Below are 13,174 nucleotides of genomic sequence, written 5' to 3' on the forward strand. Positions count from 1 at the left end.
GGCGTTGGCAACGACACACTGGACGGTGGTGCAGGCAATGACCGGATGGACGGCAGCATTGGCAACAACACCTACCTGTTCGGCCGTGGCGATGGCGTGGACACCATCGGCGACTACAACGATGGCTCGGCGGGCAAGCGCAACGTGCTGCGCTTCAAGGCCGGCGTCAGCGCCAGCGACGTGACCGTCAGCCGCCAGGACACCTACCTGGTGCTGTCGATCAACGGCACGAGTGACAAGGTATCGGCCACCTCGTTCTTCTACCAGAACACGCCGACCAACACCTGGAACCCGATCCAGGAAGTGGTGTTCGAGGATGGCACGACCTGGAGCATGACGGACCTGGTAGCCAAGACCCAGGGCGCTAGCGCGCAAGGAGGCTCGGGCTCCAGTTCGCAGAGCCGTGCGCGGGTGCTCGAAGGCTTCGATACGCAGGCAGCCATCCAGACCGCGACGCTGAACAACCAGGCACAGCAACTGGCGGATGCCATGGCCGGGTTCGCGCCATCAGTGGGCGGCCAGACCAGTGGTTCCGCGGGCGCATATGCGCAGGGTGCAATCCCGGTGCTGGTGCCCAACGCCCTGGGGTGACGGACTGGAGATGGTCAGGGTGGTGCTGCACAAGGGGCGTGGTGCCCTGTTGGCAGCGCCCCCTCACCTCTCCGGCATGGCCGAACTCTTCTGGTTCGTGATGAAGTACACGGGCAAGGCGGGATGGCCACCGAGCGCGTGGCCAAACCAAGCCATCGCGGGGCGCGCGAGGCGCCCCCTACACATTCACCGCCGCCCCATCCACCGCCCAGCGGCATTGCGCCATCCAGGTGGGCAGTGCGGGGTCGCGCACCACGGGCGCCAGGGCGCGCAAGGTGGTGTTCATCTGGCTGTCGAACCAGTGCAGCTTCTGCTCGGCGAACTGGATGGACGAGAGCGCCTGCAGCACCAGCTTGCCGCCCTCTTCCACCGGCAGCGGCAGCGCTGCGTTGAATGCCATCTCCAGCGAGGGGTGCTCGCGCACCAGCTCCTGCAAAAAGGCGCAGGCCCCGTCGATGGCCTGCGCATGCCGCGCGTAGAAGGCCGGGCTCATCTCCTGGGCGCCCAGGAACTTGGCGACGCCCGCCAGCGACTCGAAGGGCGTGGGCAGGCGATTGGGGGTGGTGGGGGTCGGTGTGGGCATGGTGGCAGTCGGCTGGGCTGGGGGTGGCAACGGCAACAGAGCGCAGGCGCCATCATGGCAGGCGCGCCATGTCCACAGTATGCGCCTGCCGCGTACGCGTGGCGCAAAATGCACCGTGCGCGCCTGCCCCCTGCAGCGCCCTTCTCCACGTAAACCACAGGCAACGCCACTGCGTTGAATGGGTTGTAACCGGACACTGCCATGCTCTCTACCTTGCGCACCTTCGTGGTCGGCACCGCCCTGGCACTGGGCCTGGGCGCCGCGCCCGCGTTCGCCCAGATCACCACGGTGGCCACCACCATCAGCGGCACCACGCAGGCGCTGAACTTCTCCGTCAGCGTGAGCCCCGAGTCGCGCTTTCTCGGCCAAGGCAAGCTGTACTTCGTGCTGCTGCACAACGGCCAGTTCTACCTGCTGTCGGAGACGCGTGGCTTCGTGCCCTATACGGGCGGCGAGATCCCCGAGTACCGCACCATCCGCCAGCCGACCGAGACCATCGCCGTCAACAACTGGAACACCCGCGCGCAGCTGGGGGCCGCCGTCTTCGTGGGCTACGGCAGCGACTTCTGGGAGATGCTGAACAGCGGCCGCTACCGCCAGGTGGCCACGCTGGCCGAGTACCCCATTCCCCCGGGGGGAAGCGACCCCTACGCGGCCTACAGCGGCACCTACCTGTGCACCAGCGACACGGGGGCCAGCTACAACGCCAGCGCCACCGTCACGGCATCGCAGGCGGTGGTGGACACCTCGCGCATCACCGCCATCCCGGTGCCCAGCATCAGCCTGCCCTTCGATGGCCTGGGCAGCAGCGGCGACCGCCTGTACGCCAACCGTGGCTTTCCGCTGTACCTGGTGTCGCTGGACACGGCCGCCAACGCGCGCTACCCGCTGGCCCTGGCCTACCAGGCCAGCGATTACAGCGCCTCGTACACCTACCTGTGCACCCGGCGCTGAAGGCGCCCCTCCCTGCCCAAGGCCTCGCAGGCCGCTTAGAACCTGTTTACGATCTCGCAGGGGATCGCGTTGGAGCGCAATCGGGATGAGTAGATGCTTCGGATGCGCCGCATGGGCTCGTGCCCATGCAAGCAGCCGGGTCGTCCAATCGCCCGATTTCGCCCCAACCCTTCGGGCAGCGGCCTTGGCGGGCGGTCTGCGGCGTTGCGGCGCTTGCTGATAGCGGGGCTATCAACTGCGCACCGCGCCTTGCATACCGCCCGCCAAGGCCGCTGCGCGACCCCTGGGAGATGGTAAACAGGTTCTAAGGGTGCCCCGATCTGGGGCACGCAACGCACCGTCCAGCGCCGCCCGGCGACCGCCCGTCGGCGCGCAGCGCCATGTCGTGACATTTGGTTTCGCGCCACAGTGTGCGCGGCACCCCGGTGATAGATTCGCGCCTCGCTCGGCCCCGTGGCCAGCGTTCCCCGCCCGAAGAATCCACGCCAACCCATTCCTTACGACATGGCCGTTACCGTCCCCGACCTGCAGAACATGCGCTTCTCCGGCAACCCCCAGGCAGATGCCCTGCTGGGTGGCACGCCCATCTGGAACTTCTGGCCCGACGGCCGCAAGGTGATCTACTACACCTTCGACGCCAGCGCCGGCAGCGAGGCCACGAAGAAGACCGGCGGGCCGGTCACCGCCTTCAATGCCGATCAGAAGCAGTCCACCCTGCAGATCCTGAAGCACGCCTCGGACGTCACCGGCATCATCTTCACCGAGGTGGCCACCTCGGCCCAGGCCGATCTGCACTTTGCCGCCACCAACCTGCAGGGCCCATCGACCGCCGGGCTGGCATCGTCGGGCTATGGCTACAGCTACTCCGGCCCCAACCAGACGGTGAACTCGCTGAACATCGAGGCTGTGGTCTATCTGGACAATGCGGAGCATGCCGGCATCAACAACAAGCCCACCGCCGGCGGCGCAGGCTACGAAGTGCTGCTGCACGAGGTGGGGCATGCACTGGGCCTGTCGCACCCCTTCGACTCCTCGCACCCCCTGCCCGCGGGGCAGGACAACACCAACAACACCGTCATGTCGTACACGCATGCCGGCCCCAACAAGACCACGTTCCAGGCCTACGACCTGCTCGCGCTGGACTGGCTCTACGGCCGCGACGGCCTGGGCGGCACCTACGGCTTCAACTCCACCAAGGGCCCTACGCTGACCTTCGACACGGCCCCCGCACCCGCCCCTGCGCCCGCCCCCGGCCCGGCGCCGGCGCCCACGCCTGCACCAGCGCCCACGCCAGCCCCGGCCCCCAAGCCACCGGCACCCGCACCGACACCGGCACCGGCACCCACGCCCCCCAAGCCGGTGCCCACGCCCAGCAGCCCCAACCTGCCTGACGGAACCCAGGGCACGGCCGACGCCGACCTGTTCAACAGCAAGCCGGCGAGCGAAGGCTTCACCGGTGCCGCGGGTGTGGACACCCTGGTGGTCCACGGCGCCCGCGGCGGCTACACCCTGCAGCCCACCGGCAGCGGCAACTGGCGGCTCAACGACAAGGGCGCGGGCATCGATGGCATCGACACCCTGCAGCAGATCGAGCGCGTGCGCTTTGCCGATCACTCGGTGGCGCTGGACCTGGACGGTGCCGCCGGCACCGCCGCGCGCCTCATCAGCACCCTGCTGGGCCCCGGCGCCCTCAGCAACCGCGGCCTGGTGGGCGCAGTGATCAAGGCCGTGGACGAATCTGGCGCCACGCCCCAGCAGCTGGCCCAGCTGGGTCTGGCCGCCGTGGCCGGCCCCTCGGCCACGCCGGAGCAGGTCATCGCCCTGCTCTACGCCAACCTGTTCGGCACCGCGGCCGACGCAGGCACCGTGCAGGCCCTGTCAGCCAGCCTGCTCCAATCGGGCAGCTACACCAACGCCTCGCTGGCCTGGGCCGTGGCCAGCTCCGACTTCATGGCCAGCAAGATCAACCTGGTGGGCCTGAGCGAGACCGGGTTGGAATACATCTGAGGAAGCACACGCCGGCAGAGAGGGGCCGCCGCCGGGACTGGGGAGGAGCCCAGGGCGTGCGCCCCCCTGGCGGCAGGTCAAGGCCCCCAGGGGGCCGCATCGCCAGCCGGTGACCGCCCGGCCCCTCCTGACAGCCCCCCCTTTTTGGGGGATACCGCGCGCCCACGATTTAGACTCCAATCACGTTCGATGCCCCAAGGCAAGCATTGTTTTGCCAAGGGCAGACATGCTCGCCCCGCGCGCGCCAGGCCTCAGGGGGAGCTGCAACAGCGCCCCGCTGGTGCCATGGTCCTGGGGCACAAGCTCTGGACAACCCAGTGACCGTGGCATACCCAACGTGATTACCGCACTCTTCGAATTCACCCGCGCCGGCGTCTGCAGGTTTGCGCCCAGCGTGTCGGCCTCCACCGACGCCCAAGCCGTGCTGCTCAACTGGACACTCCTGGCCAACGACCGCGCCTTCCGCACCGTGCTCGACCTGCCCGACCGCCTGGTGGCCGAACTCACCTGGAACGAGCGCCACGACACCGCCCAGCGGCACGACCTCGACTCCTGGGCCCACCGCCTGGACATCACCGTGTCCAACGCCCTGCGCATGTCGCAGGTCGACCGGCCCATCGCGCGGCCGCTGGCGGCGTAAGGCGCCTCGCCCGCGCCTGCCCCTGGGCCCACCGCCCTGCCGGCACCTGCAGGGGCATAGTCGCGCCACGGCTCGACACACCACCGTTGCAGTGCACATCTGGATAGGTTGTTGTGCACGTGCGCCTGGCATCCAGCCCCCATGCCGTGCAACGCGACCCTGAAACCAATGTGAGCAGGCCCTGGCCCGGCATCGCGCAGTCGCATGTTCAATTGCCGAGGGTGGTCTCCATCCACGCTCAGCGTGCCTTTGTCGGCCAGGTGCATTGCACCGACGAGCACCGCCGCGGAAGCATCCGCAGTCGAATTCAGAGCCGGAGTGCCTTGGAAGTCTTGGGTCCCTGTGATTTGCGGTGCTGTCGCTGATGCCTGCTGTGGGATGGTGCCGGCACCGGCCTCGGGCGCAGCAGCAACCACCTGCACCGACGTGCCCTATGGGCTGCCTGTCAGACCGGGCCGAGTGGGGTCTCCGGCTGACCTGCAAAATTGGCACAGGCACGGTCAAGTGCAAGGGTCAGCAACCCTTCTGCACTTCAAAAATTCCAGTGATCAATATTTTTCCTATCGAGTAGCCAGCAAACAAACCAATGCCAGTTTTAGCTTTCCTCGATCACGTCATTTCATAGCAGCCCACTCCGAATTCATCTTGATACCCTCTCAAAAGTATCCCAAACCTCTGGAGCTGTCTCTACATACATGCGCATACATTCCGGGCACTTATAAATCCGATTTGCAGCCTTATCAAATTTTTCATAGAAATCTTCGGCCGTACGTATACCGCCCTCTTCCAGCTCTACACCGATATCCTCTACAGTATCATTAGGCACCATAGCCCAATGATATTTTCCATCCACGCTGGACAAATTTATAACATGCCCGCAAATGCAACGAAATTTCGCCATCTTTAATCACCTTTCCCAGGCCGACGAATAAAATCAATAGACCCATCCACCCGCTGGATAAATACACTTTCAATGCTTTTCAAGTTCGGCTTTCCCCAAAGTCTAGCCAGCAAAGAATTCGTGTCAACCCTTGAAGTATCCAATTGAATAAAAACTGATACAGCTTGACCTTTCTTTCCTTCTATACCCCGAAGAATTGTCCCTTCCTTCATCTGCCTTGGGGTATAAACATCTACATCACCTACACCTTCCACGTAGAGGTCGGCGGTTCTTTCCCCGGGAATTCCTTTGTCGTTAGCAGTTATTTTATGCCTGACGCCATACCCCAAAGCAGCCAAACCTTTTCCAGCAAATAATTCATTCGAATCGGGAGACGCCCCATCCTCAATAGATATTTTCCCATACGTGACGGACGAGCTACCACCTTTCTTATCTTTTTCGAGCCCTTCTAAAACCGTCGGAATTTCGGTACTATTTTCAATGCCACGACGCCTTGCCCTTGAGAGCCCCCTTTCCGTAACAGGGCCGACATCGACCCCGGCGTTCTGCAATTGGGAGTGCGATGAAGGCATGTCTTGAACCGTTGGGGAACGGTCCAAGGCAACCGGCAAAGCTTCCGCCCCAGCCAACGCCTGCTTCGCTCGCTCAACACTCCCGGCCGTCACCACAACCATCCCCGGCCCATCCATCAACGCGCCTGTGGGGATGCCCGCGCCCTCAAGCCACTGGCGTACCGCCTGCGTGTCTCCCTCCACGTCGAGCATGCCGCCCCGGCGCATCTTCATCTGCACTTGTGGTGGCTGCCTCACTGCATCTACCGCAGTGCCAGGCTGTGGCGATGCCAGCACCTGCCGGGCCCGTGCAGCCTGCTCGGGTGCTACCCATACGCTGTCGGGCCACATCCACACTTGCTCTACCCCGGCATCGCGCAGCCGCTTGTCCAACTGCCAAGGGTCGCCCTCCACGATCAGCGTGCCTTTGTCGGACAGGTGAATGGCGGGGCCGAGCACCTCAACAGGGGTATCCATCTCTGGTGCCGCGGCGAGCATGTCTGGCTCCGTTGCCGAAGTAGTCGCCTTTTCGGAAAAATCATTCAGATTGACCGACAACAGCCTGCGAATTACACTGGCTACGTCTCCTGAAGTAGCCTTGCCGGATCGCTCCACACCATCCCTGGTGTCAGTCCCGGAATACCTGGTATTCAGGAGACGCTCTTTTGTGCTCACACTGTGCAGATACATCCGCTGCGTGTTCGGATCTTTCTTGACCAGCACAGTGACGACATTCCCTTTTTCATCGATCTCGACCGGCGCGCTGATGTAAAAGCTCGTCGCGTCTCGGCCATGCTGTGTACTGAGCACAAGTGCGCCGCGCTCGACGACAGCTTTCACCGCCGCGAACGACACGGCCTTGGATGGATTCATGCCGTGCGCCATGGAATCCCGTACCGCTCGCTCATCGAGGACCACTTCGCCCAATTCCGGATGAACAGCGACGCCACCTGCATCCGCGAAGAGTTTGGAAGCCCATGCGCGCAACAACGCAAAGCCGCGTGGGGCTTCATTGCCCAATAGGATGGCAACAGGATCACCCTGCAGGATTCTTGCTTTTTTGACTGTTTGATTGTCTAGTGCAGGAATTGCGCCATCGGATGGCTGGTGTCCATGTCCGTCTGCATCACCGAAAAGGCCGCCGCCATGGTGAGTGGGTGAGATTGGAGCGACATCAATTCCGGCAGCGCCATCACTTGGGAATGGTGATTCATTGGCCAAGCCTTCGGCCTGATCACTGGCCGAAACAGCTTTGCGCATCGCTTCGGGCAAAACTTCCGGCTGATATGCCACCTTACCCTCAGAGGGTGCGTGGGCGGATTCGCTTTCCACTTGCTTTGCGATGCCCGGAGCGACGGCATTGCGTCCGGTCAATGTCTCTCGGGCATCTCTGGACAGCGCAAGCACCTCAACCGGAGCAGCACCCCATTCGCCCAACACTTCGGCCAGCACCTGCCCAGGCTGGTCGATCTCCCCCGTCTGCGCCAGTTGTTTCCCCGCTTCACCCGCACCACCCAAAGCACCTTGCACACCGGCCTGCAGCGGCGCGTTGATGGCCTGGCGCACGGCCTGGTTCTTGATGAGGCCCTTGGGCACCAGCGTCTTGCTCGCAATGCCGCCGGAGACTGCGTCCATCGTCCCCACGATGGCGCCGCCCTTCCCGGCATAGGCCGTGGCTTCGCGCAGCATCTTCGGATCGGCAAACAGCCTGCCCAGGCCTTCCTTGTCAGACGGATCCACGCCGTTGTCGCGCGCGAATTCGCGGATGCCGCTGCCGAACTCGGCCAGCGCGCTGGTGCCGCCGGCCACAGCCGCGCCAGCGACGGGGCCCATCGTTGCAGCGGCGATGACCATCGGAATCATCTGCGCAGCAGACTGGGCCGTGACACCAGCGACCACCGCATAGGGGTCTTTCTTGAAAGCCTCCCAGGCTTCGCCAAAGCTCTTGGCCTCGGTCACCGCGCGCACCTGCGGCCGCGTGGTCATGCGGCTTGCGGCATCGGCCAGGGCGCCGGCCTCAGCCGTGTCGGCGGCCATGCCGCCCAGGCGCCGGGAGGCGTGCGCGATATAGGTCTGCAGGCCCTGCGCCTGGGCGCTGTCGCCCCGGCCTTCGCCTACCAGTTTGGCCAGCATCTCCTGGCGCTGCAGCAACTGGTGGGCCGCGGCGCTGGCGTTCATGGCCTGCAGGTTGGCGGAGGCGTTCGTTGCGCCAGCAAAGACTTCGTCGCGCAGTTGCGTGAGCTCATCGCCCAAGCGGCCGAGCAAGCCCTTGCGTGCGGGAGCCTTGGGCGCGGCACCTGCGATGCTGCGCGCAACGGGCGGCGCATCCGCCACGATCGATGGCACGGAGGCATCGCCCCGTCGGGCAGCGTTCGGGCGCCAACCGTCGTTCACAGGCGCTGCCGGCGCCGCGTCCGGCCGCGAAGAAAGCGGCTGCTGCGCGCCATCGCCCGGCCCCAGCGCCACCAGCTCAAACTGAGGCCAATCAACGTCCGCATCGGACACGCCCGGCACATCCACCAGCTCAAACCGGGACCAGTCCATCACCGCGCCTTTGCCTGGCGTTCAGGCCGGCCATTGCGCACCACGTACTGCAGGCCATTGGCGTCGCGCACGACCGCGCCGTCGCGCGGCGCGGACGAGAGCGGCCGGGCCAGCCTGGCGCCGGTGCCTGCCAGCGAACCGGCGCCAGTCCCACCATGGGGGACGGAGCCCATGGGCTGCAGAGCAGACTCTGCCCCAGGGCGCACACCTGGCCGCTCGGGCTGCGGGGCACTGCCGCGCTGGAAGGCCGCGGCCACGTCAAGGGCCGAGCCACCGCCCTGCTCCACCGCCATGGCGCTGGCCTCGGCCCGGTCGTTCAGGCCAAACTGGCGCTCCCCACGCGCATGCGCGTCGATCTTTCCCGGGTCCAGGAACAGCGTGTACAGCCGCTGCAGCGCCTGGGCGCCTTTCTCGCGGTCGTAGGCGGCGCGCTCCAGCGTGGTGGTGGGCGGGGCGGCGTTCATGTCACCGGCACGGTCGTAGCGGGCAAAGTCGCCCGCGGTGGGGGCAACGCTCACCATGCGCGGCCGACCGAACATCGTATCGACCATCTTGTCGGCCGCATGGTCGCTCTCGAACGTCCGTGCGAGCGCGACGATGCGGTCCTGCTCCTCAGGCGTGCGCGCCTGCATGGCCATCTGGGCCAGGTTCATTCCCTTGCCACCGCTCCCGGCAACGCCGCCTGGCTCGGAGCGCATCTGCATCATCTGTTGATGCTGGTCGCGCCGGTCCTGAACCCGCTGCTGCTGCAGTTCCAGTGCGGCTGCGCTGCGTTCCTGGACCAGAGCACGGTCGCGCGCCAGGCGCTCTTCGTCAGCCGCCATGGCCGTCATGCCCGAGCCGACACCCTGCATGGCGCCGCCCAGGAGATTGGCAAAGAAGCTCATTGCATCCCCTCCTGCTGCGCCTTGTGCGCAAGAGCCATCCCTTGCGATCCAGGCGCTTTCGGCTGTCGGCCGGCCCCCGCGCGCTGCCGTTGCTGAAGATGCTCGGGCGGTGGCATCAGACCCTCCTCTGCATCCATGCGCATGTACTCGGCCATCGACTCCTGCATGACCTGCTGCAGGAACGGTTCGATCTGGCTGTCAGGCAGCAGGCCGGTATCGTTGGCGATGCCCGCGATGTCCTTCACCAGCTGGATGCCGGCGTGCAGCAGCACCATCGGATCCACGGGCTGACCCGCCTTCTCCGACTGCTGGGCCAGGAATCGCAGCGTCTGCGTCCCCATCTTCACTGCCGCGCGGGCCGGGTCGATCTGCATCGCGGCCTTCCACTCTTCAGCGGATTCGCCCATGATGGTGCGCGCGCGGCCGAGCAACATGTCGAACTGGGCCTGCTGCTCGGCCGTAGCCGGGGTCTTGCCGCCCGAGGTGCCGGCGGCCGGGTCTTCTGCAGCCCCGGGGGCGCCCTGCTGGGCCATGTCGTTGAGGTTCATGGTGGTGGTCCTTTACTGCAAGACGCGGGTCGTCGGGGTCTGGGTGTAGCGCTGCTTCTGCCAGGCCAGCTTGTCTTTCTCGGCCTTGCTCTGGGCTGCGCCAACGATGCCGGTGCCAACGCCCTTGATCACCTCGCCCACGGCCTTGTCGTTGCTGAGCAGCTTGTCGAAGAAGCTGCCCGTCTTGGGGGTCGCCGTGCTTCCTGCTGGCGCCTTTGGCGCCTGCACGCCCTTGGTGATGTCGCCCGCCTTCAGTGGTTGATCTGCCGCGGCGTTCACCGCAGTGGCGTCCGGCCTCGAAACAACGTTCTGCGTGGCGGATGCCTTTGCCCCAGCGGCGTCTGGAGCCGTCGCGCCGGTCTGGGCAGCGCTGGAAGTGGTTGTTGCCTCTGCAATGGCCTTTGTGTCGGTCCACACAGATTGGGCGCTGTCCATCAGGTTCACGCCCTTCGCGGGCCCGATGGAGTTCAACTCGACAGAGTTCATATCTCCCGGGCTGTAGGTGCTGTTCCCCAGCGCGTCCGTCGTGCCAGAGAAATCGCCCGTCGTCAGAGCGCTCATGCCATCCGCCAGGTCGAAGGCGCCCGCTGCCGAGTTCGCGCCAAAGGCGGTGGTGCCGTCGAGCATGGCCTTGGTGCTCAGTGCACCGCCAGCCTCGGTCAGGCCGGCCGCACTCTCGGCGCCGCCACCCCCACCAAACCCGCCATTGACCGCCCCGTACACCGCCCCGGCAATGTTGGCGAACATCACCAGGTCCTCCCCGAACACCTTCGATGCGGCCTTGTTGATCTTGTTGTTGATGCCCGTGACCTGAAAGGCCACCGAAGCGATGGCCGTCACCGCCGTGGCGGAGATGCCGATGGCAGTGCCGATGGCGGCTGCGGCGCCCGTGTAGCTCAGAAGAATAGGAACGACGATGGCCATGGATCAGTTCTCCAGTGCGGACACGTAGGCCGTGCCCATGACGCCAAAGCCACGGCGGGCCATGACCTTGTTGAAACGGGCCGGATCGGCGATGCCGGCGTAGTCGTGCACCACCAGCTGCACAGCGCGCATGCGGCACGCCCAGTCGCGAAGCGCAGCCAGCAGGCGCAGGCCGGTGCCATCCTCGGCGTACCACAGCAATTCGAAGGCGGTCTGTCGGCGGTTGAACAAGCCGGGCTGAACCATGCCCGCAATCAGCCCCCGAAGTTCGCCATCCTGCTCGCTCACGAACACGGCGCCCGAGAGGCCATGGATAACCCCCAGGAACGCGGCCTGCACCTGGGTCATCTCGATAGGCTGGTGGGCAAACTGGCTGGCGGCGTGTTCGCGCAGGGCCAGGGCCACCAGGGCGGGCAGGTCATCGCGCGTGGCGCGGCGGATGTTGCTCATGGCCTATACAGGCCCGGCGTTTCCGCCGCCCGCTTCTTCAGTCAGATTCGTGTGTGGCGCCGGCGCTGGCGCTGGAGCGGGTGACTTCGGCTCGGTCTTGATGATCCAACTGTCCGGGTTGTAGCCCAAGCGATTGGCCAGCGTCGTCAGCTGGGGGTTGTAGGTCGCCGCCAGATCGGAGATTGCCCGGTCCGCCTTCTCTGGGCTGAGGTCGGCGGTGTTGATCTGGAACACCTTGTTGGCGTACTCCGCACGAAGGTTGTTCAACGACGCACGGTCATCCGCATTGATCTGCTGCTGCGCGCGGCGATCATCGGCTTCAAGCTGCGCATTCAGCCGCGCCATGCTGGTGTCGGGCTGGATGGCCGCCGCGCGCGATGCCGCTTCCAGTTGGGCAATCGCCATCTGGTTCTGCGCCGCGAACTGGTCCCGCGCCGACTGGTAGCCGTTCTGGATGGCGTCGCGCTCGAGTTGCAGCTGCTGCTGGCGGTCCAGCATCTTGTAGTCGCGGTCCCACTGCTGCTGCGCCGCCCACTCGTTGGCCTGCACATTGAAGTCGGCCATGTAGGCGTCGCGCACGAACTGGTTGTTGTCGCGAGCAAAGGTGTTGGCCGTGTTGGCATTGAACTCGCCGGCGCGCGCATAGGTGCTGGCATCCTGCTGGGCAATGGGCATGGCCGCGTCGTACATGGCCGCGTCGGCCGCCGTCATGGCCATGGAGCTGTTGAGCAGGCCACGCGTGTTGGCCGTCTGCAGTGCACGGGCACGGGCCTGCTGCATCAGCGGGCTGTCGTCGGCAATGATCTGCTGCAGCTGGCTGCGCACCGTCTCGTTGGGCGCCACGTCCCAGCGCGTCATGCCCTGCAGCTGCGACAGGTTGATGCCGGTGGTGGGCGGCTTCTTTGCATCCTTGGTCCAGCCCTTCTGGGCGTCGTAGGTGTAGTCGTAATACGGCTTCTCCAGACCGCCCTGCATGCCGTAGCCACCTTTGGCCGAGTCCTCGGCCGACCAGCCGTAGATCTGGCCGAACTGCTTTTGTGTGAGGCCCAGGCCGCTGGCCTGCTGGGCCGCCTGCTGGCTGGTCTTGCCCACCGACCACTGGCGTGCCGTGGCAATCTCGTCGGCGGTCAGGTCGCGCCCTCCCTCCCAGCCCGAACCGGCAGGTGCTGGGGCAGATGCGACTGGTGGTGATGCCGGCGCCGGTGCGTAGGCGGCGCTGGCCAGATTGAACTGGTCCTGCGTCACGCCGAAGTTCTTGGCGCCGGAGTCGAAGATGTCGGCATCGCTCATGCCACTGTTCTTGGCGTTCGTGTATGCCGCGTTGATCTGGTCTTGCGTGTATTCCGCCATGGTCAGTATCCTTTGCTGCGGTCGGTGGTGCCGCGCTGCTGCGCCTGCAGGGCAATGCGGCCGGGCAATGCCAGCAGGGCCTGCAGCTCCTGGATGGCAGCCTGCGCGGCGCGGATCTCGGTGTCGCTGGAGCGCACGGTGGTGCACACCGTGGTCAGCTCGGCCATGCGCTCGGCGGCATAGGCCTCGACGCCGCGCCAGACGGCCGTGGCGGGGTTGATCTGCTCCATCCAGCTCATGTGAG

13 protein-coding genes are annotated in these 13,174 nt (G+C 65.5%); 4 read left to right on the forward strand and 9 right to left on the reverse strand.

Annotated features, from left to right (window positions below; translation table 11 throughout):
* The coding region (locus tag HNP48_RS34175; protein WP_311773891.1) for a calcium-binding protein at window positions 1-591 on the forward strand (591 nt) is incomplete at its 5' end.
* A 178-nt stretch (window positions 592-769) separates the two neighbouring features.
* On the opposite strand, the gene HNP48_RS34180 is transcribed toward HNP48_RS34175, so the two are convergent.
* Entirely contained in the window at window positions 770-1,174 is a 405-nt protein-coding gene (locus HNP48_RS34180) for a hypothetical protein (RefSeq protein WP_184865921.1), read from the reverse strand.
* A gap of 201 nt (window positions 1,175-1,375) precedes the next feature.
* Here HNP48_RS34180 and HNP48_RS34185 point away from each other — a divergent pair, with 201 nt between their 5' ends.
* The 3 genes from HNP48_RS34185 to HNP48_RS34195 all read left to right on the forward strand — a co-directional run bounded on the left by HNP48_RS34185 (window position 1,376) and on the right by HNP48_RS34195 (window position 4,775).
* A complete protein-coding gene (locus HNP48_RS34185) occupies window positions 1,376-2,128 on the forward strand; it encodes a hypothetical protein (RefSeq protein WP_184865923.1) in 753 nt (250 codons plus the stop codon).
* A gap of 504 nt (window positions 2,129-2,632) precedes the next feature.
* Window positions 2,633-4,135 (forward strand): M12 family metallo-peptidase, encoded by a 1,503-nt coding sequence (locus HNP48_RS34190; RefSeq protein ID WP_184865924.1) that lies wholly within the window; start codon window positions 2,633-2,635, stop codon window positions 4,133-4,135.
* 337 nt (window positions 4,136-4,472) lie between these two features.
* Window positions 4,473-4,775, forward strand: a complete 303-nt coding sequence (locus HNP48_RS34195) for a hypothetical protein (protein ID WP_184865926.1) — start codon at window positions 4,473-4,475, stop codon at window positions 4,773-4,775.
* Between the two features lie 640 nt (window positions 4,776-5,415).
* Here HNP48_RS34195 and HNP48_RS34200 read toward each other — a convergent pair.
* The 8 genes from HNP48_RS34200 to HNP48_RS34235 are packed head-to-tail and all read right to left on the reverse strand — an operon-like array spanning window position 5,416 to window position 13,169.
* Window positions 5,416-5,676, reverse strand: a complete 261-nt coding sequence (locus tag HNP48_RS34200; RefSeq protein ID WP_184865928.1) for a hypothetical protein — start codon at window positions 5,674-5,676, stop codon at window positions 5,416-5,418.
* Between the two features lie 2 nt (window positions 5,677-5,678).
* Window positions 5,679-8,771 (reverse strand): hypothetical protein, encoded by a 3,093-nt coding sequence (locus tag HNP48_RS34205; RefSeq protein WP_184865930.1) that lies wholly within the window; start codon window positions 8,769-8,771, stop codon window positions 5,679-5,681.
* Entirely contained in the window at window positions 8,771-9,658 is an 888-nt protein-coding gene (locus HNP48_RS34210; RefSeq protein WP_184865932.1) for a hypothetical protein, read from the reverse strand. Before HNP48_RS34210 ends, HNP48_RS34205 begins: the two co-directional genes overlap by 1 nt.
* The gene (locus tag HNP48_RS34215) at window positions 9,655-10,206 is read right to left on the reverse strand and encodes a hypothetical protein (protein ID WP_184865934.1); all 552 of its coding nucleotides are present in this window, start codon (window positions 10,204-10,206) and stop codon (window positions 9,655-9,657) included. The genes HNP48_RS34210 and HNP48_RS34215 overlap by 4 nt, the downstream gene beginning before the upstream one ends.
* Before the next feature lie 12 nt (window positions 10,207-10,218).
* Window positions 10,219-11,130, reverse strand: coding sequence for a hypothetical protein (locus HNP48_RS34220; RefSeq protein WP_184865936.1), 912 nt, complete (start codon window positions 11,128-11,130; stop codon window positions 10,219-10,221).
* A 3-nt stretch (window positions 11,131-11,133) separates the two neighbouring features.
* Window positions 11,134-11,580 carry a GNAT family N-acetyltransferase gene (locus tag HNP48_RS34225; RefSeq protein WP_184865938.1) on the reverse strand — a complete coding sequence of 149 codons (447 nt, stop codon included), beginning with the start codon at window positions 11,578-11,580 and terminating at the stop codon, window positions 11,134-11,136.
* A 3-nt stretch (window positions 11,581-11,583) separates the two neighbouring features.
* The gene (locus HNP48_RS34230) at window positions 11,584-12,930 is read right to left on the reverse strand and encodes a hypothetical protein (RefSeq protein ID WP_184865941.1); all 1,347 of its coding nucleotides are present in this window, start codon (window positions 12,928-12,930) and stop codon (window positions 11,584-11,586) included.
* 2 nt (window positions 12,931-12,932) lie between these two features.
* A complete protein-coding gene (locus HNP48_RS34235) occupies window positions 12,933-13,169 on the reverse strand; it encodes a hypothetical protein (protein WP_007858418.1) in 237 nt (78 codons plus the stop codon).
* Window positions 13,170-13,174: the final 5 nt, after the last annotated feature.

It is taken from the genome of Acidovorax soli (assembly GCF_014207955.1).
GTDB classification, from domain to species: Bacteria; Pseudomonadota; Gammaproteobacteria; order Burkholderiales; family Burkholderiaceae_C; genus Acidovorax; species Acidovorax soli_A.